The organism is Novosphingobium sp. KA1, from assembly GCF_017309955.1.
In the GTDB taxonomy this organism is placed as follows: domain Bacteria; phylum Pseudomonadota; class Alphaproteobacteria; order Sphingomonadales; family Sphingomonadaceae; genus Novosphingobium.
Genome location: NZ_CP021248.1, coordinates 1,078,139 through 1,099,550, shown reverse-complemented (window position 1 = coordinate 1,099,550; position 21,412 = coordinate 1,078,139). Strand labels below are relative to the sequence as shown.

Below are 21,412 nucleotides of genomic sequence, written 5' to 3'. Positions count from 1 at the left end.
AAACCGACAACAGGGAGAGTGGAAAGTGGGCGATTTCAAGCGGATACTGACAGGCCTGATGCTGGGTTCGGCAATCGCCGCCACAGCCATATCCCCCGCGGCCGTGGCGGCGGACCGCACTGCGTCGCAGGCAGGCACGCAGGCAGCCAGGCAGCCAGGAACCGGGCGAGCGGCAATCGACCTGTCGCATGGCTGGCGCTTCCACTTCGGCGATGCTCCGGCGGCGGTCACCGCCACCGGCTTCGACGATCGGGACTGGGAGCAGGTCTCGGTCCCGCACAGCTGGAACCGCATCGGTGCCTATGCCCAGAAGCGCGGCGCCGAGACCGACAACCGGCAGGGCCTGGGCTGGTACCGCCTGCAGGTCGATGCGCCAAAGGCGAAGCCGGGCGACCGCCAGTATCTGGACTTTGCAGCGGTCGGCAAACTGGCCGAAGTCTGGGTAAACGGCCACCATGTCGGCACCCACAAGGGCGCTTTCGCCCGCTTCCGCCTCGACGTTACCGATGCCTGGAAGCCGGGCCAGCGCAATCTGGTCGTGGTCAGCGCCGACAACAGCAAGGTGGAGCCCGGCAGCTCCACCTCCGAAGTCATTCCGCTCTCCGGCGATTTCTTCGTGCATGGAGGCATTTACCGCGAGGTTGCACTGCTCCAGCTTCCCGCCGCGTCCATCGATCCGCTCGATTACGGCGGACCGGGCGTCTACGCGCATGCGACGAGGATTTCCGCCGAAAGCGCGACAGTCGAGGTGCGCACCCGCTTGCGCAATGCCGGCCCGGCGCCGCGCAGCCTCACCCTCGCGACCGAGATCCGCGACGCGCGCGGCAAGGTCGTCGCCCGCACCGTCCAGCCGGTCACCCTGGCGAGCGGAACCGGCGAGCAGCGCACGGCGCTCGACCTGGCCCGTCCCCATCGCTGGGACGGACGGGCCGATCCCTACCTCTATTCGGTCACCGCCACCCTTTCGGACGGCAAGGCCGTGCTGGACCGGGTGTCGCAGCCGCTGGGCCTTCGCACCTTCCGCTTCGATGCCGACAAGGGCTTTTTCCTGAACGGGCGGCATGTGAAGCTGCGCGGTGTCTCGCGCCATCAGGACGCGCTCGGCTCGGGCTGGGCACTGACGCCCGCGCAGCACGCGCAGGACATGGCGCTGGTCGAGGAACTCGGGGCCAACACCATCCGCCAGGCCCATTACCAGCACGCCGATGCCTGGTCCGATCTCGCCGACAAGGCCGGCATGGTGGTCTGGGCCGAGCTGCCTTACGTCACCACCCCCAGCATTACCGGCGGCAAGGGCTCGGATGCGCTCTGGGCCAATGCCGAGCAGCAATTGCGCGAGCAGATCCGGCAGAACTACAACCACCCCGCGATCCTGATGTGGTCGGTCGGCAACGAAGTGGATTCGGCCAAGGGTTTCGGCCAGAAAGGCGCGCCGCCGCAGCCGCAGGCCCTGCTCGCGCACCTCAATGCCATCGCCCGGCAGGAAGACCCCGATCGCCCGACCACTTTTGCCGATTGCTGCGAAGGGCTGACGCTGGTCCAGACCGCCGGAGAGACGCTGGCCGGAACCACCGACCTGATCGGCTACAACCGCTACTACGGCTGGTATTATCCCAAGCCCCTGGAGGTCCGCCAGGACCTTGGCGACACGCTCGACAAGCTCCACCGCGAGCATCCGGGGCTGCCGCTCTCGCTCAGCGAATACGGCGCGGGCGGCGCGATCAGCCAGCACAGCGACGACGTGCGCAGCGGTTATGTCAATTTTGTCGGCCGTCCCCATCCCGAAGAGTACCAGGCATGGGTCCACGAGCAGTCCTGGCCGAGCATCGCCGCCCGCGATTTCGTGTTTGCCAGCTGGGTCTGGGCGATGTTCGACTTTGCCAGCGACCTGCGTGATGAAGGCGACGCGGTCGACCTCAACGACAAGGGGCTGATCACGGCGGACCGCAAGACCCGCAAGGATGCCTTCTGGTTCTACAAGGTGGCCTGGAGCGACAGCCCTGCCCTGCACTTTGCCGGAACGCGCGATCTGGACCGCGCCTATCCGGTGATGGACGTCAAGGCTTATGCCACCGCCCCGTCCGCGCGACTGACGATCAACGGCAGGCCGGTCGGCGAAGTGCCCTGCCGGGACTTTGTCTGCGAATGGAAAGACGTGGCGCTGCGGCCCGGCGCCAATGCCGCCGTGGTGACGACCACGCAGGGCGGCAAGACCCTGACCGACCGCGCCACCTGGAACGGGCCCGACGTGGAGCGCGGCGGACTGCGCATCAATGCGGGTAGCCCAGCCGGTCTTGAACTGCCCGGTCTTGAACTGGCCGGCGGGCATCAGGGCGGGCATCACGGCAGCCGCCACTTCGGTTCGGACACGTTCGTGACGGGCGGCAAGCCGGCCGTGCTCAACCTTGTCGGTTTCGGCGGGCGCTCGATGGCGCCGATCCGCACGGTCGATGCAGCCGACCCGGCATTGTTCGACTACTGGCGCGACGGGGATGCCTTCAGCTACGACATTCCCCTGCCGAACGGCAGCTGGACGGTGACACTGCACCTCTTCGAACCGCGCAAGACCGCCTCGTCCGACCAGGCCCTCACCGTCACCGCGAACGGAGAGGCGGTCATCCAGGGTCTCAACATTGGCAGGGCGGCCGGGGCGCCGCTCAAGGAACTGCTCCGCAGCTTCCCGGTCACTGTCCGCAACGGCCGCCTCAAGCTCGATTTCACCAGCGTGTCGGGCAACGTCGCGCTGGCCGGAATCGAGATCGCGCATTGAATCCCGCCCATCAGCAAATACCGGAGAGACTGCCCATGTTGGATCGACGCATGTTTCTGGCATCAGGCGCCGCCGCCGCGGCCTTGTCGGCCAGCGGGGCTCGGGCCGCCATTGGGGCCGCCAGTGGGGCCGCCCGCGGGGGCGCCGCCCTCGCTGGCGAAACGGTGCGGGTCGATACCCGCACGGTTGCGGGCGCCCTGCCCCATGTCTGGGAGGAATGTGTCGGATCGGACCGTGCGGCGATCACCATGCGCGAGGAATGGCGGCAGGACATGCGGCTCGCCGTGGCGGAGGCGGGCATCAAGCGCGCACGCTTCCACGGCATCTTCAACGACGAACTGGGGGTGTTCGGCAAGAGCATCCTCGAGATGCGCCGCAACGGTGGCCCGAACTGGCTGAACGTCTACCGCGTCTACGACGGCCTGCTCGACCTTGGCGTGTCGCCCTATGTGGAACTGAGCTTCATGCCCGGCAAGCTCGCCTCCGGGAAAACCCAGTTCGGCTTCTACGGCGGCAATATCACGCCGCCGACCTCGGACGCCGAATTTGCCGGATTCATCCGGTCTTTCACCACCGCGATGGTCGATCGCTACGGGCTGGATGCCGTGCGCAGCTGGCCCTTCGAGGTGTGGAACGAACCCAACCTCTCGTTCTTCTGGACCGCCGACAAGCAGCGCTATTTCGACATGTACAAGGCCGTCGCGGTCGCCATCAAGTCGGTCGACCCGCAGATCAAGGTCGGCGGCCCCGCCACCTCGAAAACGGCATGGATCGGCGATTTTGCCGAATGGTGCGCGGCCAACAACGCCCCCGTCGACTTCTTCGCCACCCATGTCTACGCCGGTGACAACCAGGACGAGGTCTTCGGCAAGGGCAGCCCGCGCCGCAGCGTCAATGCCGTCATCCCCGACGCGCTTGCCGATGCCCGGCGCACTATCGATGCCGGCACGTTCGCCGGCAAGCCGATGTGGCTGTCCGAATGGTCGTCCGACAGCCCGGCGATGATCGCCCACGTCATCGCCGGCGGCATGGCGCACTGCGCGGGCATGTCGCAATGGACGCTGAGCGGCATGTACGAGGAACTGGGCGTCGACGACTACATGCTGAAGGAAGGCTCGATGGGCTGGAGCATGATGATCGACGGCATCGCCAAACCTTCGTTCAATACCTACCGGCTGCTGCACCGGCTCGGCACCGAGCGGCTCGCCGCGCAGGGCCCGGCGCTGGCCGCGAAGGACAAGCGGGGGCGGATCTCCGCACTCGTGTGGAATCTCGCCGAAGTCGATCAGCCCGGCGGCATTCCCGGCATGACCTCCGAACGCAAGATCGTCGGCGGAGCCAGGCGCGTGACCGTGCAGTTCGACGGGCTGAAGGGCGGACGGACCGCGCAGGTGCACTATGTCGATTGGGAGCGCGGCTCGCCGATGCCGGCCTGGTGGGCGATGGGCTCGCCCCGGTACCCCTCGCGCGCGCAGATCGCGCAGTTGCGGCAGGTCTCGCGGCCGGTGGTGGAAACACGCCGCCTCGGCGCCGACGCCTCGCTCACGCTCGACCTGCCCGCCGAAGGGCTCGCCCTGGTCGAGATCGCCTGATCGCATGGCGGGGCGTCCAGGGAAAATTGGTCCGACCATAACGGCAAGGCGGGAAGGTATGGCAGGTATCGCGGGTGCAAAGCCGCTCATCGGGCTGGATCCGGCAGGCGGGGGCGAGTGCGGGGGTGAGGGCAGGCTCTACCGCCGGGTGGTGAAGGCGCTGATCGCCGAACTCCAGTCCGGCACGTACGCGGTGGGCGAGCGCATGCCCGCGGAACGCGACATCGCGACCGGCATGGGCGTGAGCAGGCCGGTCGTGCGCGAGGCAATGCTGGCGATGGAGGTGCTGGGCCTGGTCGAGGCGCGCCTGGGGGCGGGCACTTTCGTGATCCGCCTGCCCGGTGACATCGACCGGGAGCCCGAATTCACCGTCAGCCCCTTCGAACTCATCGAGGCGCGGCTGCTGATCGAAGGCGAGGCCGCGGCGCTCGCCGCCCGCCACATCACCGACGAGGAACTCCACCGGCTGGAGCACCTCGTTGCCGCGATCGCGCTGGAGAACGCCGATGCGCGCGGCGAAGAGAACGCCGACGAGGCCTTCCACATGACGATCGCCCGCGCCGGCAGGAACAGCGCCATCGTCCGGACCGTCGAACAGCTCTGGACCTTGCGCTCCACTTCGCCGGAATGCCGCCTGCTGCTCGAACAGGCGCGCACCGCCAACGTCAAGCCGGTGGTGGCGGAGCACCGCGCCATCCTCGCCGCGCTGCAGCGGCGCGATCCCGCCGCCGCCCGCGCGGCCATGCACGCGCACCTCGACGCGGTGCTCCAGCACCTGCTCTTCGCGGTGGAGGAGCAGGCCGTCGCCGCCGCGCGCCGGTCGGTTGCCGCCACGCGGGCCCGTTTCCTGCGGCCGGGCGCGGGCGAATAGAGGCGGCCCGGGAGCATTGCCCCGGGTGCCCCCACCCGCCAACCGTCAGGCCGCCATTCCGCCTTCGAGCAGCAAAGTGCTGCCGGTCATGAACATGGCCATGTCCGAGGCGCAGAACAGGATCGCCCGGGCAATGTCGTCGGCCACGCCGACCCGTCCGAGGCGGCTGCCGCCGATGCCGGGGATCGGGCAGTTCCTGATCGTTTCCTCGTCCCATTCGGCGATGAACATGGTCTTCTCGGTCAGCGAGAAACCCGGAGCCACCCCCAGCACGCGGATGCCGTGCCCGCCCAGTTCGATCGCCAGTTGCCTGGTCAGGCCGACAACGCCGTGCTTCGAACTGCAATAGGCAGCCTGCCCTTCGGAAATACCGCGCACGCCGGCCAGCGAGGCGACGTTGACGATCACCCCGCCGCGCCCCCGCGCGATCATCCGCCGCGCCGCTTCCCTGGCGCCGACAAAGGTGCCGCGCAGATTGATCGCCAGGACGTTATCGAACTCCTCGACGTCGAGGTCGAGCAGCGGCTGAAACGACGGGATACCGGCATTGTTGACCCAGATGTCGAGCGTGCCGAAGCGGCTCTCGGCAAGGTCGGCAGCCGCCACGATCGACGCTGGATCACCCGCGTCGAGGCGGATCGAGACGACATCGACGCCGAACCGTCCGGCCAGTTCGCGGGCAGTTGCGGCGGCGGCCTCTTCATCGATATCGGCGATCAGCACCGACGCGCCGGCTTCGGCAAGCCGCCGCGCCGCGGCCTTGCCCAGCCCCCACGCCGCCCCGGTGACAACCGCGCCCCGGCCCTTCAGCGAGGTCAGCTGATCGAGCGAGCGATCCGAAACGTCTGGCACTGGCATCCCCATTTCTCCTGTTGTTTTCGGGCCCCGGCATTGCCCGCAACGTCGAATCGCGGCGCCGGATCCCCTCGCCGGATTGCCTATATCGAGGCTGGACAGCTGGCAAGTTGTGCGCCACATTATCGCACAAACAGGCGTAACCGGACAGGACGCCACACATGAAAAGGCGCCGGCCCCATCCTGCCGAGCGCCCAACGGGAGAGAAGATATGGTTGCCAATCGTGTCGTCGTCGTCACCGGCGGGGCATCGGGCATCGGGCTCGGCGTGTCGCGGCTGTTTGCCGCCAAGGGCCATCCGGTCGCCATGCTCGACGTTCAGGACGAAGCGCTGGAACGCGAAAGCGCGGCGCTGCGGGCGCAAGGAGCGCGCATCCTTGCCCGCAAGGTCGACGTCGCCGACCGCGCCAGCGTGGAGGCAGCTTATGCCGCCATCCGCGAAGAGCTCGGCCCGATCGCGATCGTGGTCGCCAATGCCGGGATTTCCGAGGGCATCGGCTTCCTCGACGTCACCGCGCAGACCTGGCAGCGCATGATCGACATCAACCTGACCGGCGTGTTCAACACGGTGCAGGCCGCCCTGCCGGACATGGTCGCGGCAAGCTGGGGACGCATCATCACCATCTCGTCGCAGGCAGGCCAGTCCGGCGCCGCAGACCGCGCCCACTATGCCGCCGCCAAGGCCGGGGTGATCGGCCTGACCCGCTCGCTGGCCCGCGAATTTGCCGCCAGCGGCATCACCGTGAACACCATCCCCCCCTCGGTGGTGGCGACGCCCATGGCCGAAGCCGGGATCGCGGCCGGGACCTTCCCGCCGCTGGAAATCATCTCCCAGCACATCCCGATCCCGCGTCCCGGCACCCCGGACGACATCGCGGCAGCCTGCGAATATCTCGCCTCGGACGGCGCCAGCTACGTCACCGGCCAGGTCCTGGCCGTCAATGGCGGCATGTTCATCGGATAAGGATGGCAGGCCGCCGCGATCTGCGCGGCGCGCCCGGCCCGCCAGCCCCCCTCCCCCTCACCCGTCCGTCGCCGCGCCGCCGGATGGACCGCTTTCGAGAAGAACCGTCATGTCCCGATCCGCACGCATCCCCCTCGTTCTGGCCAGTCTTGGCACCGCGCTCGCGCCGCTTGGCGCATTTTCCGCGCCGGCAGCAGGCACGGCGGTGCCAGCCCCCCCGAAACCCGAACGGGTGGAGGTCTCCGCGCTCCCCCTGCCCCCCACCGCGCCGTCCGAAACGGCGGGCGCCTGTTCGAAGGCGGTCGCCCCGCGCGGGACCGGCTGCATGTCCGCCGCCGACGACGGGATTGTCGAAGGCCCTGCCTACATGGGTGATGGGCGGCACGTGCTGCTCACCGTCCAGTTCGCGGGCGCTCCCGCCGGGGATCCGACCCACGACGGGCCGCAGGTCATCGCGATCCGGACCGACGGCACGGTCTTTTCGAACGGCGATGGCTGGAAATGCATCACCTGCGGGGTTCCGGCAGAGGCGCGCCGCGATGCCAACCCGGCCGGCAGCAACGAGCATGGACGCACCGTGCCGGCGGGATCGCCCTGGCTGAGCCTCGATCATCCCCAGCCTTTCCCGGGCGGCACCAGGATGATCGCGGGAACCAACGTCGTCGATTGCGGGCCATACGGGCTTGCCGACGAGCGCTGCACGCCCGATCGCATCCGCATCTATCCGATCCGCTGGAACACCAGCGCGGACGGCTCCGGGCCGGGGGGCTCGATGCGCGAGCTGCGGCTCAATCCCGATGGCCGCCATCTGATGTGGAGCCACATGATCGCGACGGGGCCCGACATCGACCAGCACGGGCTGGTCGGCACGCTGCGCTTCAACCCCGCGCCGCGACGCGGGCTGCCGCTGGCCCCGCGCTACGAACTCGGCGACGTCCAGGTGCTGACCAATGGCCGCTCCCCTGAGTTTGCCGCCTTTCGCGAAGATCCGAAAAGACCCGGCGTGCTGATCCACAACCCGGTCAAGGGCGCGATCGGCGAAGCCCGGGGCTGGACCCGCGACGGCCGCAATGCGGTCGGCATGGGCATTCCCGAATCCGGCAACGTCGACATGTTCATAACCGACCTGCAATCCGGCCATTCGCACCGGCTGACATCGGCACCCGGCTATGCCGATCCGATCCTGATGTCACCCGACGACAAGTGGCTCGTGGTCTTCGACAACCGCACCGTCGAGCGCCACATGTACTACGGCGCCATGCAGGGCATCCCGCCGCTGACCGACGAACTGACGCGAATGGTCATGCTCAGCGCGCGCTATGGCTATCGCAACGGCATGCGCCGGTTCTTCCAGCCGATCCTGATCGACCGCTGGGGCGACCGGGGCACCTATCGCGGGCAGCAGCTCAATGCCGGAAACGGCGCGCCCGGCAGCGCCAGCGATCCCGACTGGAATGCCCGCGCCGATCCGGCCTGGTCGCCCGACGGGACAAACGTCGTCTATTGGCAGGCGCAAGTGATCTCGCCCGATTGCGGCGGCGCCAATCCGCTGCCCTGCCCGGCCTCCCGCGAACCGGGCGGGCGGCGGACCCGGCTGATGATCGCGCGCCTGCCCGATCGGACCGCCCTGCCTCTTGCCCGCAAGGTGGCGCCGGGGGCCATTGCGGTGCCCTGGGGAACCCCCTACCGCGCCGGCGATCCGATGCCCCGGCGCTATCCCTCCGCCCCGGCCGGGCGCTTCACGATGGACGGGTGGAAGGGCGGCAAGGCCGAAGTGGAGATCCGCAAGACCGCGAGCGGCCGCATTTCCTTCGTGTCGGCCCGCTACGCCGGCTTCACCGACGACGGCGCCCACGTGATCGACGGCACCGAAAGCGCGGAACTTGTCATGAAGGACGGGCGCGCCCGGATCGTCTGGCACTCGGACCTGCGGGCGAGCGGGGCCCAGACCGGCACCAAAAAGACCACCGAGCCCGGCGGTTTTGTCATCAGCCCGCTGGGCGAGCCGCTGGACGGCGATCTTGTCACCACCATCGACGGCAAGACATACCGCAAGCCCGCGCCCGGCACCTGAGGTCGCAGCCAACCGGAACCGGCGCAGGCGGCCGCCGTGCCGGTTTCATTTCACACCCTCAGTTGAAAGTCATGAAACATAAAGACGGATTATCCCGGCAATCGGGCGCGCCTATAGACGGCAGCAACCCGATCACAGGAGCATCCCCTTGAAAGCCCTTCCCTTTGCCGCTTCACTCGCCCTGCTCGTTCCCGTACTGGCCGCGCCCGCATTCCTGTCCGCCGCAGCCCCCGTCGCCCCCGAAACCATCGAGGCCGGCAGCTACAAGGTCGAAAGCAACCACACGCTGACCCAGTTCGCGGTGAACCACTTCGGCTTCAACGACTACTTCGGCACGATCCCCGGCGCCACCGGCTCGCTCTCGCTTGATCCCAAGGCGCTGGGCAATGCCAAGCTGGACGTCTCGCTGCCGGTCGCGCGCATCTCCACCACCAATGCGACGCTGGATTCCGAACTGGTGAGCGCCGACTGGTTCGACGCCGCCACCTACCCCACCATCCGCTTCGTCTCGCAGAAGGTCGAGCGCACCGGCGCCCGCACCGCCCGCATCACCGGCACGGTGACGATGCACGGCGTCAGCAAGCCGCTGGTGCTCGATGCCACCTTCGGCGGCGCCGGCGTCAACCCGATGGACAAGGCCTACACGATCGGCTTTGCCGCCACCGGCACCCTCAAGCGCTCCGACTTCGGCGTGAGCAAGTACGTGCCCGCCGTCAGCGACGAAGTGCAGATCCGCATCACCGCCGCCTTCGAAAAGGTCGGCTGATCGCCTGAACCGGGAGGGGCCGCCAGGGCTCCTCCCGCCCCCATCCGAAGGATCCTCCATGCTGGTCGACGGCAAGTGGACGGCGGACTGGCAGCCGGTCCAGTCCACCGATGAAAAGGGCGGTTTTGTCCGCCAGGTCTCCGGCTTCCGCAACTGGGTCACCACCGACGGCGCGGCGGGCCCTACCGGCACCGGCGGCTTCCGCGCCGAGGCGGGGCGCTATCACCTCTATGTCGCGCTGATCTGCCCCTGGGCCTCGCGCACCCTGATCGCCCGCACGCTCAAGGGCCTGGAGGAAGTGGTCAGCGTCAGCGTGGTCGAACCGATGCTGACCGAGGAAGGCTGGCGTTTCGGCGACTATCCCGGCAGCGACCGCGACCCGCTCCACGGCGCGCTCTACATGCACGAGATCTACACCCGCGCCGATCCGCGCTATACCGGCCGCGCGACGGTTCCGGTGCTGTGGGACCGCGAGACCGATACCATCGTCAACAACGAATCCGCCGACATCCTGCGCATGTTCAATTCCGGCTTCGGCGCCCTCGCCAGTGACCGGTTCGACCTCTACCCGGCGGACCTGCGCGAAGCGATCGACACCCTCAACGACGAGATCTATCCCCGCCTCAACAACGGCGTCTACCGCAGCGGGTTCGCGACGACGCAGCTTGCCTACGAGGAAGCCTTTGCCGACGTGTTCGCCGCGCTCGACGATCTCGAACAGCGGCTGGCCGGGGGTGGTCCCTACCTGTTCGGCAGCCGCGTGACCGAAACCGACCTGCGCCTGTTCGTGACGCTGGTGCGCTTCGATGCGGCCTATCACGGCCTGTTCAAGTGCAACTTGCGCCGTATCGCCGACTATCCCGCGCTTTCGGCATACCAGACACGCATGCTGGAACTTCCCGGCCTGCGCGAAACCGTCAGCATCGATCACATCAAGCGCGGCTACTATTCGATCAAGGCGCTCAATCCCAACGGGATCGTGCCCCTCGGCCCGCAGCTTGCCGACTTCCCCCCGCCCCAGACCGCGCCGATAGCGACCGCCCCGATGGAGACACCTGCGTGAACACGTCGCTTGTCCTCCTGCTCCACGGCGTCGGCAGCAATGGCGCCGACCTTGCCGGGCTCGGCCAGCTCTGGCGGCAGCAATTGCCCGAAGCGCGGTTCGTGTCCCCCGACGCGCCCTTCGCGTTCGACGGCGGCGGGGCGGGACGGCAATGGTTCAGCCTTGCCGGTGTCACTGCCGACAACCGCCCGGCCCGTGTCGAGGCGGCCCGCGCCGCCTTCGACGGCGTGATCGCCCCGATCGTTGCCGCGCAGGGCCTCGAGGACCGGCTGGACCGCGTCGCGCTGGTCGGTTTTTCGCAAGGCACCATCATGGCGCTCGACGCGGTCGTCTCGGGCCGCTGGCCGGTGGCGGCGCTGCTCGGCTATTCGGGCCGGCTGGCTTCGCCCGGGCCGTTCGCGCCGTTCGCGCCGTCACCGCGCACGCGCGTTGCCCTGATCCACGGCGGCAGCGATCCGGTGATCCCGCCCGCCGAAACCACCGATGCCGCCGCCCGCCTTGCCGCCCTCGGCATCGCGGCCGGGAGCACGATCCTGCCGGGCCTCGGCCACACCATCAGCCGTGAAGGCGCGGAAATCGGCGCCGCCTTTCTCGCCGCATCCCTCGCCCCGACTGGCTGACACCGTCAGCGCAGCACATCCCCTTCGGGCGCGAGCGGGGGCGGCAGGTCTGCCTCGCCCAGGATTGCCAGCATCTCGCGCTCGATGGTGCGCGCCATGGCGTCAAGCGGCAGGTCGTTGGGTTCGAGGCCGAACGGATCCTCCAGCTGGTCGCCCAGCGCATCGAGCCCGAAGAACGTGTAGCTGACCAGCAGCACCGGCAGCAGCGTCCACCAGCCCAGCGTGCCCGCCAGCGCAAACGGGAGGGCCAGGCAGAAGATATAGGCGGTGCGGTGCAGCAGCAGCGAGTAGCTGAACGGCACCGGGGTCAGCGCGATGCGCTCGCAGCCCGCCTGCACTTGCGCCATGAGGTGCAGCTGCTCCTCGATCAGCGAATGGTGGATCGGCGCGATACGGCCGTCGCGCATCAGCGTCAGGCAGCGCTGGCCAAGCCCGTGGAGCAGGGCGTCGGTCGGGTTCACCGCCGTCACCGGGGCGCCCTCGCAGTGGCGGGCAATGGCGGCCGGTTCATCGCCCCCGCGCAGCCGCGCGGCGAGCCCTGCGGCAAAACCGGCGGCACCCGTCAGCACCAGGCGGCGCTCGGCCTCGTCCAGGATCGAGACCCGCCGGGCCAGCGAACGGCAGGCAATCACCAGCGATCCCCAGAGCTTGCGCCCTTCCCACCAGCGGTCATAGCACGCGTTGTTGCGGAAGCTCATGAAGATCGACAGGGCAATGCCGATCAGCGTGAAGGGAATGGCGCTGATCTGCGCGAACAGGCCCGGATGCGCCTCGGCCGCAAGCACCGCGGCCACGGCAATCAGCGCGATGACCGCCAGCCGTCCCGCGATCCGGGGCAGGATCGACCCGCTGACCGCGAAGGCGACTTCCCACAGACCGGGCTTGGGCCGGACGATCATGGCGCCGCCCTATCCGCGCGCGCTGACGGGATCGCCGTAGACAAACGCCACCCAGCCCGAGCGCAGGGTCACCGGATGGCGGATATAGTCCACCTCGTAATCGTCGGCGCGGGCGAGTTCCTCGGCGGTGAGGCGGAAGACCACGCCTTCCACCGCATCCTCGGGATCGTCGCTGCGCTCGACCATCGGGTGCCAGCGCTTGCCGCTCTTGGCGATGACGTCGGGATCGGTGATCTCGATCAGGCGGCTGCGCCAGCCGGCCATGGCATCCGGCTCGCCGGTCAGCAGGCGGCCGAACAGCGCCTGCTGCACTTCGCTCTGGCGCAGGGTGCCATAGGAAAAGACGAGGATGTCCTTCACGCGTTCCACTTGTTCACTCACGCCCGTTTACTCGGCCAGCGCCACGTTGACGATGCGCGGCTGGGTGAAATCTTCCATGCCTTCTATACCTTGCTGACGGCCGATGCCCGATTGTTTTGCCCCGCCGAAGGGTACGTCCCATGGCAGGTCGAGATGACGGTTGACCCAGACCGTGCCGCACTCGATCCGCGAGGCGACCGCGAGGCCGCGCTCGGCGTCGGACGTCCAGACGCTGGCGGCAAGGCCGTATTCGCTGGCGTTGACTTGCGCAATCGCGGCGTCGAGATCGTCGTAGGCCTGCACCGGCAGGACCGGGCCGAACTGCTCCTCGCGCACCAGGCGGGCATCGTCGGGCAGGTCGCGCACGATGGTCGGCGCGATGAAAAAGCCCTCGCCCGGAACCGGGGCGCCGCCGGCAACGATGGTGCCCTGCGCGCGCGCCTCGGCGATGTAGGCCTGCACTTTCTCGAACTGGGTGCGGTTCTGGATCGGGCCGATGGTGGTGCCCGGCTCCATGCCGTCGCCGATCACGGCCGCGCGGGCCAGTTCGGCAAGCGCGTCGCACAGCGCGTCGACCTTGCCGCGCGGGGCATAGACCCGCTTGATGGCAAGGCAGACCTGGCCGGAATTGGTCGTCGCGCCCGCATAGATATGCGGGGCGACCTTGGCGATGTCGGCATCGCCAAGCACCAGTGCGGCGTCGTTGCCGCCGAGTTCGAGCGTGAAGCGCTTGAGGGTGTCGGCCGCGCTGGCCAGCACTTTCTTGCCGGTCGGGGTGGAGCCGGTGAAGCTGACATGGGCAACGCCGGGATGACGGCTGAGCAGCGCGCCCAGGTCGTTGGCGTCGGTGAGCGTCTGGAACACCCCGGCAGGCAGCACCGAGGCGGCGACTTCGCCGAGCTGCAGCGTCGCCAGCGGGGTCGACGGGGCCGGCTTGGCGATGAGGACATTGCCGGTGACCAGCGCGGGGGCCATCTTCACGGCCAGCAGCAGCAGCGGGTAGTTCCACGGCGTGATCGCCGCGACCACGCCCAGCGGATAGCGCTGCTCGACGATGCGCTCCTTCGCGGTTTCCCGCAGGACACGCGGTTCGAGCTGCTGCTGCGCATAGTAGGCGAAGGCGGAAATGCTGGCGGCCACTTCGCCGCGCGCCTGATCGAGCGGCTTGCCCTGCTCCAGCGTCAGGATGCGGGCAAAATCCTCGGCCCGCGCCTCGATCGCGGCGGCCAGACGCTCCAGGAAGGCGCCGCGCTCGGCATAGCCCATCGCCGCCCAGGCCGGAAATGCGTGGCGGGCAGCGGCAATGGCCTGCTCGGCCTGCGCTTCGTCGGCACGCGGCGCCTGCGCGAAGACGCGCCCGGTCGCCGGGTTGACGACTTCAAGCGTCGAAGCGCCCGGCACAAGCGTGCCGCCGATGAGAAGTTGGTAATCCATGCGCATAACCTCGGGGGGCCGACAGAGGGGCCCGCAGGCGCATGGGCCAAAAGCCGGTCGGCGGCAACCCCGCAGGCGCGGTTGTCCGCCCAGAACCTGCAAAACTGCGCCGGATCCCATTGGCGCTTCGGTAAAAACCGCGCCAATGGGACGCTCAGGTCATGCTCAGCCCCTCTTCAGGGCTGTTCTACTCCCCGAAAAGGACGGACTTGGGCCACCATGTCAGCGTGTGCTGGTCATGCGCCGTGGTCCAGAGCCCCTCTGCCGTATAACGCAGCGCCCCGCTGCCGGCGGCCTTGCCAGCCCGCTTTTCGACCGTCATCGTCGCCGGATCGATGGCCACAAAGACCTGATCGTCAGTCGTGCGCAGCCAGACCTTGCCGCCGCCGGTATCGATATCGCCCCACTTGAGGTTGGCGCCCACCTTGACGCGGCCGGTAACGGCAACGCTGGCGGGATCGACCCGTGCGACCGTGCCGTCGCCCTGTTCCTGCACCCAGACGCCGCCTTCCCCGGCGGCGAGGAAACCCGGCTCCTTGCCGAGCGGCGCCTTGCCGACAACGGTGTTGGTGGCCGGATCGATGCGCTGCAGGGTCTGCTGCGTGGCGCTGACCGCCCAGAGCGAGCCGAGCCCGAACGCAAGATACCAGGTACCCGGATCGACCGCTACCGAACTCGCCACTGTATTGGTTGCGGGATCGATCCGCGCGATCTTGCCGGCAGCGTCGCTGGCGACCCAGATCGAGCCCGCCCCGGCCACGACGTTCAGTTCACCTGCCGGATTGGCAATGCCGGTGGGGATCGTCGCCAGCAGCTTCGCGGTCTTCACGTCGATGCGCTTGACCGCGCCTTCCTTGCAATCCGCCACCCAGAGCGAGCCCTCGGCAATCGCCATGGCCCCGCAGGGGCGGGTCATCGGCACTTCCGCGAGTTTGCCCTCACGCGACCATTGCTCGACCTTGCCGCGATTGGTCGCCCAGACGGTCTTGCCGTCCACCGCCAGGAAATCCGCGAAGCCCGGCACCTGGATGACCTGCTCTTCCTGAGCATGGGCGGTGGTCGAAATCGTCGCCAAAGCACCGGCTGCCGCCAGAGCCATCAATCCGAACTTGCGCATATGTCCCCCCTTCGGGATTGGCGACAGGATCAGGCGGCGCGGGCGATGAAGGCGCGCCAGCCGCCGAGGCTGGTGATGTCTTCAGCGCCGGTGATCGCGCGCGGTTCGGCCACGAAGCTCTTCACGCTGGAGCCATCGGCCAGCGTCACCGTGCCGATGGCGAGCGGCGCGGGCACTTCGACGACGAAGCTGCCGAACTCGGCCACGCCCAGTTCGTAGACTTCGACGGCGATCGGCGCGCCGTCCTCGCTATGGATCAGCGCGGGCTTGGGCGGCACGCTGTCGGCCATGGCGTAGAGACGGTAGGTGGGTGCGGTTTCGAACGCGCCGACGAACTCGGCGTCGCGCGAGGTCAGCTGCCAGTGGAGCGGCATGTCCTTGAGATGGGCTCCAACGACGGCGAGTTTCACAGTCTGCATCTTTCCCTCCAGATCGAGTGATGGCGGCGGCGGAAGATCCGCGACCGTAAGGTAGGCGTCGGCCACGTCCAGCAGGGCGCGGTCGGTGTCGGCGGGGCCGATCAGGGTGATCCCGAAGCCCGTGGCATTGGCGCGAATGCCTGCGGGCACGGCCAGCGCGGCCATGTCGAGCAGGTTCACGAAATTGGTGTAGAGCCCGAGATTGCTGTTGAGCGCGACCGGCGCCGCCAGCAGTTCGGACACGCGGTAGGTGGTGCCCGTGGTCGGGAAGGCCATCATGTCGATGTCCCCCCACAGCAGATCCGCATGGCGCTTGATTGCGGCGAGGCGGTACATGCCGTTGAACAGCTCCACCGCGCTGACATCCGCGCCGGGCTCGACGATGGAGCGGACGGTCGGGTCGATGGCATCGGGGTTTGCCGCCAAGAGCGCCTCGACCGCAGCGGTACGCTCGGCCACCCAGGGGCCGCCGTAAAGCAGTTGGGCAGCCTCCAGCAGCGGGGCGAGGTCGATCTCGACGAGCTCGCCAAGCTGCGCGAGGTTTTCCAGCGCCCGGTCGTAGAGGAATTCGGATTCGGCATCGCCGAACCACACGCGCTGCTCGCGGCGCGGCACGCCGATGCGCTTGCTGGCGAGCGGCTTGTCCGCCAGCGGCTTGGAATAAGCATCGGCCTCATCGAACGCCGCCACTACGCTGTCGACCAGCCGCGCGTCAGCGGTGTCGTCGGTGAAGACGGTGATGCAGTCGAGCGTGCGGCAGGCCGGGACGAGGCCCTGCGTGCTCCAGCGGCCCTTGGTGGGCTTGAAGCCGATCAGGTGGTTAAACGCTGCCGGAACGCGGCCCGAACCGGCGGTATCGGTGCCCAGCGCAAAGGCCACCAGCCCCGCCGCGACGGTGACCGACGAGCCCGAACTCGACCCGCCACTGACATAGGCAAGGTTGGAGGCATTGCGCGGAATGCCGTAAGGGCTGCGGGTGCCGACAAGGCCGGTCGCGAACTGGTCGAGGTTGGTCTTGCCGACACAGAGCGCGCCCGCAGCCAGCAGCCGCTCGACCACCGTCGCCGAGGCTTCGGGGCGATAGGCAAAGTCCGGGCAGGCCGCCGTGGTATCGAGGCCGGCGACATCGATATTGTCCTTCACCGCGAAGGGAACGCCCGCCAGCGGCAGGCTCTCCCCGGCGGCCACGCGGGCATCGATGGCGCGGGCGGCGGCGAGAAGATCTTCCCGCGCCGCGCGGCTGATCCAGATCTGCGGCTGAACCGCGTCGTAAGCCTCGACCCTGGCGAGGGTATCCTCGGCCACGGCCACGGCACTGGTGCGGCCCGCATTGACGGCAGCGGCGATCTCGGCCGCGCTGAGACGATCAGGCGCGCTCATGCGTGCTGCCTCAGCGCGAGCATGGGCGCACCGGGTTGCAGCGACTGCCCTTCGCGCATGTAGAGGACTTCGACCGTGCCCCGGCCGGGGCTTTCCACCGGACATTCCATTTTCATAGCCTCGATAACGGCGATCTTGTCGCCCGCTTCCACCACGTCGCCTGCCGAGACGAGCAGCATCGAGACGACACCGCCGTAGGGCGCCTCGACCAGATTGGAGCCGTCCGGCACCTCGATGGCCGCTTCCACCGCCACGTCCGCTTCGGCGGCATCGGCGGCGTGATCGAACTCGCCCCGGCGCTGCCAGTCGGCGCGTTCCTCGTCGAAGGCGGCCTGCCGCTTCGCCTCGAACTCGGCGATGCCTTCGGCATTCTCGGCCAGATAGGCGCGGTAGTCGGCAAGGCGGAATTCGGAAGGCTCGATGCGGATCGAACGGCGCCCCGCCGGGAATTCGCGGCGCCAGTCGGCCAGTTCGTCCGCGCTGACGGGATAGAAGCGGATCTGGTCGAAGAAGCGCAGCAGCCACGGCTTGCCTTCGGTGAAGGCGTCGGTCTGGCGATAGGTGTTCCAGACCTGCAGCGTGCGGCCGAAGAGCTGGTAACCGCCCGGCCCTTCCATGCCGTAGATGCACATGTAGGCGCCGCCGATGCCCACCACGTTGGGCGGGGTCCAGGTGCGGGCGGGGTTGTACTTGGTGGTGACCAGCCGGTGACGCGGATCGACCGGAGTTGCCACCGGCGCGCCCAGATAGACGTCGCCCAGGCCCATCACGAGGTAGTTCGCCTCGAAGATCAGGTTCTCCACCGCATCGGCGTCGGCAAGGCCGTTGATGCGGCGGATGAACTCGATGTTGTCCGGGCACCAGGGCGCATCGTCGCGCACGGTCGCCATGTACTTCTCGATCGTCTCGATCGTCGCCGGATCGCGCCAGCTGAGCGGCAGGTGGACAATGCGCGAGGGGATCGCGAAGTCCTCCAGATCGCCCAGCCGCTCTTCCGCCGCGATCAGCATGGCAAGCGCGGCCTTCTGGTCCATCGCCTGCCCGTCGAAGTGCAACTGGAGCGAGCGGATGCCGGGCACCACGTCGATGATGCCGGGCAGCGCGAGCCGTTCCAGCTCGGTCATCAGCGCATGGACGCGGATGCGCAGCTCGATGTCGAGCACGATCGGGCCGTATTCAACAAGGATATTGCGGTCGCCCTGCTGGCGGTAGACCGTGCGCGGACGACCCGGACCTTCGGGGATCTCGGCAAGGATCGGCGAAAGCGTCTCGACCGCCCGCGCCGGGGACGAGGCCGGCACTGCGCCGGTTTCGACAAGGCCGCGCTGCATGGCATCGGCCTGGGTCGCATCCGCGATGTTCACCGGCACGAAGCGCAGCTTGTCGCCCGGCGTCAACTGGCCGATCTTCCAGCGGTCCGCCGCGATCACCACGAAGGGGCAGACGAAGCCGCCGAGCGAGGGACCGTCGGGGCCCAGGATGATCGGCATGTCGCCGGTGAAGTCCACCGCGCCGATGGCGTAGGGGTTGTCATGGATGTTCGAGGGGTGAAGGCCCGCCTCGCCGCCATCGGTGCGGGCCCAGCGCGGCTTGGGACCGATCAGGCGCACACCGGTGCGGTTGGAGTTGTAGTGCACCTTCCATTCCGCCGCGAGGAACGTCTCGACGTCATCGCCGGTGAAGAAGTCCGGCGCGCCGTGCGGGCCGTAGAGCACGCGCAGGGTCCAGTCGGTCGCGATCTCCGGCAGGACCACCTCGGGCAGCGGCACGTCGGTGGCGTCATTTGCCAGATGCAGCGTATCGCCCGCAAGCAGACGGCGCGCGGCGTGGCCGCCGAACTGGCCGAGTTCGAAGGTGCTGCGGCTGCCGAGGTAAGGCGCGATGTCGAGCCCGCCCGCGAACAGCACATAGCCGCGCATGCCGCCGCTCGATGCCCGGCCCATGGCCAGCGTCTGGCCTGCCTGCACATCGGTGGGAACGCCCAGCGACACCGGCGCGCCATCGAGCGTCGCGCCGAAATCCGCGCCCATCAGGCAGATGCGCGCCGCCGCCACGAAGGACAGCGTCGGGCCGGTCACGGTCGCTTCCAGACCCGCCGTGCCTTCCGGATTGCCGAGCAGACGGTTGCCGAGGCGGAACGACTGGTCGTCCATCGGCCCCGAAGGCGGCACGCCCACGGCCCAGAGGTGCTGACGGCCCGGCCAGTCCTGCACGGTCGTCGCCGTGCCGCCGCTGACCACGCGGATCGAATTGGGGTGATAGGCCACGCCGTCCAGCACGCGGGTTGAAACCTCGCCGCTGGTGAAGGCGGGGGTGCGCACCACATCGCGCAGCCAGCGCAAATTGGTCTCGATCCCGTCGACGCGGCTGGCGTCGAGCGCCTTTTGCGCCGCCTCGACCGCCTCTTCGCGGCTCGGTGCGTGGACGATCAGCTTGGCCAGCATCGGATCGTACCAGGCGCTGACCGTGCTGCCTGCCGAACACCATGTCTCGACGCGGATATCCTCGGGGAATTCCAGCGCCGTCAGCGTGCCCGAGGTGGGGCGGTAATCGAGCGAGGGGTCTTCCGCATAGAGGCGCATCTGCACCGAATGGCCCTGCGGCTTCGGCGTCTCGCGGTCGAGGAAGGCGTAATCGCCCGCCGCGCCGCGCACCATCCATTCGACAAGATCGATGCCCATCACCATTTCGGTGACACCGTGCTCTACCTGGAGGCGGGTGTTCATCTCGAGGAAGAAGAACTCGGCGCGATCGGCATCGTAGAGGAACTCGACCGTACCGGCCGAGCGGTACTTCGCGGCTTCGCCCAGACGGACGGCGGCAGCGAACAGTTCGGTCCGCACGGAGTCCGGCAGCAGCGGCGCGGGCGCTTCCTCGACCACTTTCTGGTTGCGGCGCTGGAGCGAGCAATCGCGCTCGCCAAGCGCCATGACGCGGCCCTGCCCATCGCCGAAAAGCTGGACTTCGATATGGCGCGCACGGCCGATGTAGCGTTCGAGGAAGACCCCGGCATCGCCAAAGTTGCTCTGCCCCTGCCGCTTCACGGCGGCGAAGCCTTCGCGCAGGGCCGTCTCGTCCTCGCAGACGCGCATGCCGATGCCGCCGCCGCCCGCGGTGGCCTTGAGCATGACCGGATAACCGATCTTCGTGGCGGCGCTGACCGCCTCTTCCTCGTCGGTGAGGAGGTCGGTGCCCGGCGCCAGCGGCACGTCATGGGCGGCAGCCAGCGCGCGGGCGCTATGCTTGAGGCCGAAAGTGCGGATATTGTCCGTGGTCGGGCCGACGAAGACGATCCCGGCGGCGGCGCAGGCCTCGGCAAATTCGACATTCTCGGCCAGGAAGCCGTAGCCGGGATGGATCGCCCCGGCCCCGGTCTTCTTCGCCGCTGCGAGAATGGCGGGGATGTTGAGGTAGCTGTCGGAAGCCTTGGCGCCGCCGATGCAGACAGCTTCATCTGCTTCGGAAACGTGGTTGGAGCCCTCATCCGCCTCGGAATAGACCGCCACGGACTTCAGGCCCATGCGGCGCAGCGTGCGGATGATGCGGGTGGCGATCGCGCCTCGGTTGGCGATCAGGACCGTGTCGAAGCTCATGCGGTGACAATCATCCGAACGGGGGTGGGGTTGAAACCGTTGCAGGGGTTGTTGACCTGCGGGCAGTTGGAAACGACGACAACCACGTCCATTTCCGCCCTCAGGTCCACAGTCAGGCCCGGCGCGGATATTCCGTCGACGATGCCCAGCGACCCGTCCGGCTCGACCGGTACGTTCATGAAGAAGTTGATGTTGGAGACGATGTCCCGCTTGCCGCGCCCTTCGGTGAGGTTGGCTTCGAGGAAGTTCTCGACGCAGGCATGCTCGGCCTTGGTATGGTGGCCATAGCGCAGCGTGTTGGACTCGCAGGAACAGGCGCCGCCGATAGTGTCGTGGTATTCGACCGAGGTGGCGGCGATGGTCATCATCGGCCGTCCTTCGTTGGACAGCAGCTTCGTACCAGCCCGCAGGAACAGGTTGCCCTGCGCGGAGACGGTATCCTGCGCGCTGTAGCGTTCGGCATCGTCCTCGGCCGCATAGAGCAGGAAATCGACGGCCTGATTGCCTTCGAGATCAACGATGCGCAGCGTCTGTCCTGCGGCGATATGGTGCAGCCAGGGCGCACGGGCCGGGACGACGACATCGTGGATCACGCTGCCGTCAAGGCCGGACATGTGGGGATCGGTGCTCATAAT

16 protein-coding genes are annotated in these 21,412 nt (G+C 68.2%); 8 read left to right on the top strand and 8 right to left on the bottom strand.

Going from position 1 to position 21,412, the window contains the following annotated elements; translation table 11 throughout:
• The first annotated feature begins 25 nt into the window (after nucleotides 1–25).
• From CA833_RS22765 to CA833_RS22755, 3 genes are read left to right on the top strand one after another with little or no spacing between them, the layout of a single operon-like run.
• A complete protein-coding gene (locus CA833_RS22765; protein ID WP_242526428.1) occupies nucleotides 26–2,770 on the top strand; it encodes a glycoside hydrolase family 2 protein in 2,745 nt (914 codons plus the stop codon).
• 50 nt (nucleotides 2,771–2,820) lie between these two features.
• Nucleotides 2,821–4,362, top strand: coding sequence for a glycosyl hydrolase (locus tag CA833_RS22760; RefSeq protein ID WP_207080288.1), 1,542 nt, complete (start codon nucleotides 2,821–2,823; stop codon nucleotides 4,360–4,362).
• Between the two features lie 58 nt (nucleotides 4,363–4,420).
• A complete protein-coding gene (locus CA833_RS22755) occupies nucleotides 4,421–5,233 on the top strand; it encodes a FadR/GntR family transcriptional regulator (RefSeq protein ID WP_207080287.1) in 813 nt (270 codons plus the stop codon).
• A gap of 45 nt (nucleotides 5,234–5,278) precedes the next feature.
• Here CA833_RS22755 and CA833_RS22750 read toward each other — a convergent pair whose 3' ends face one another.
• Entirely contained in the window at nucleotides 5,279–6,091 is an 813-nt protein-coding gene (locus CA833_RS22750) for an SDR family NAD(P)-dependent oxidoreductase (protein WP_185928796.1), read from the bottom strand.
• Between the two features lie 208 nt (nucleotides 6,092–6,299).
• On the opposite strand from CA833_RS22750, the gene CA833_RS22745 reads away from it, so the two are divergent.
• From CA833_RS22745 to CA833_RS22725, 5 genes are all read left to right on the top strand, one after another.
• Nucleotides 6,300–7,052 carry an SDR family NAD(P)-dependent oxidoreductase gene (locus CA833_RS22745; RefSeq protein WP_207080286.1) on the top strand — a complete coding sequence of 251 codons (753 nt, stop codon included), beginning with the start codon at nucleotides 6,300–6,302 and terminating at the stop codon, nucleotides 7,050–7,052.
• 109 nt (nucleotides 7,053–7,161) lie between these two features.
• Nucleotides 7,162–9,126, top strand: a complete 1,965-nt coding sequence (locus tag CA833_RS22740; protein ID WP_207080285.1) for a hypothetical protein — start codon at nucleotides 7,162–7,164, stop codon at nucleotides 9,124–9,126.
• A 148-nt stretch (nucleotides 9,127–9,274) separates the two neighbouring features.
• Nucleotides 9,275–9,892 carry a YceI family protein gene (locus CA833_RS22735; protein WP_207080284.1) on the top strand — a complete coding sequence of 206 codons (618 nt, stop codon included), beginning with the start codon at nucleotides 9,275–9,277 and terminating at the stop codon, nucleotides 9,890–9,892.
• A gap of 58 nt (nucleotides 9,893–9,950) precedes the next feature.
• A complete protein-coding gene (locus tag CA833_RS22730) occupies nucleotides 9,951–10,955 on the top strand; it encodes a glutathione S-transferase family protein (protein WP_207080283.1) in 1,005 nt (334 codons plus the stop codon).
• Nucleotides 10,952–11,575: an alpha/beta hydrolase gene (locus CA833_RS22725; RefSeq protein ID WP_207080282.1), complete on the top strand. Its 624-nt coding sequence runs from the start codon at nucleotides 10,952–10,954 to the stop codon at nucleotides 11,573–11,575. The genes CA833_RS22730 and CA833_RS22725 overlap by 4 nt, the downstream gene beginning before the upstream one ends.
• A gap of 5 nt (nucleotides 11,576–11,580) precedes the next feature.
• On the opposite strand, the gene CA833_RS22720 is transcribed toward CA833_RS22725, so the two are convergent.
• The 7 genes from CA833_RS22720 to CA833_RS22690 all read right to left on the bottom strand — a co-directional run bounded on the left by CA833_RS22720 (nucleotide 11,581) and on the right by CA833_RS22690 (nucleotide 21,409).
• Nucleotides 11,581–12,474 (bottom strand): bestrophin family protein, encoded by an 894-nt coding sequence (locus CA833_RS22720; RefSeq protein WP_142638688.1) that lies wholly within the window; start codon nucleotides 12,472–12,474, stop codon nucleotides 11,581–11,583.
• Nucleotides 12,475–12,483: 9 nt separating this feature from the next.
• Nucleotides 12,484–12,855: a gamma-glutamylcyclotransferase family protein gene (locus CA833_RS22715; protein WP_242526427.1), complete on the bottom strand. Its 372-nt coding sequence runs from the start codon at nucleotides 12,853–12,855 to the stop codon at nucleotides 12,484–12,486.
• Nucleotides 12,856–12,861: 6 nt separating this feature from the next.
• Nucleotides 12,862–14,274, bottom strand: coding sequence for an aldehyde dehydrogenase family protein (locus CA833_RS22710; protein WP_207080281.1), 1,413 nt, complete (start codon nucleotides 14,272–14,274; stop codon nucleotides 12,862–12,864).
• Between the two features lie 181 nt (nucleotides 14,275–14,455).
• Complete coding sequence (locus CA833_RS22705) at nucleotides 14,456–15,385, bottom strand: YncE family protein (protein ID WP_207080280.1); 930 nt, start codon at nucleotides 15,383–15,385, stop codon at nucleotides 14,456–14,458.
• A gap of 29 nt (nucleotides 15,386–15,414) precedes the next feature.
• A complete protein-coding gene (gene atzF, locus CA833_RS22700; RefSeq protein WP_207080279.1) occupies nucleotides 15,415–17,184 on the bottom strand; it encodes an allophanate hydrolase in 1,770 nt (589 codons plus the stop codon).
• Complete coding sequence (uca, locus tag CA833_RS22695) at nucleotides 17,181–20,777, bottom strand: urea carboxylase (RefSeq protein ID WP_207080278.1); 3,597 nt, start codon at nucleotides 20,775–20,777, stop codon at nucleotides 17,181–17,183. Before uca ends, atzF begins: the two co-directional genes overlap by 4 nt.
• Nucleotides 20,774–21,409 (bottom strand): urea amidolyase associated protein UAAP2, encoded by a 636-nt coding sequence (locus tag CA833_RS22690; protein WP_142638699.1) that lies wholly within the window; start codon nucleotides 21,407–21,409, stop codon nucleotides 20,774–20,776. The genes uca and CA833_RS22690 overlap by 4 nt, the downstream gene beginning before the upstream one ends.
• Between the last annotated feature and the right edge of the window lie 3 nt (nucleotides 21,410–21,412).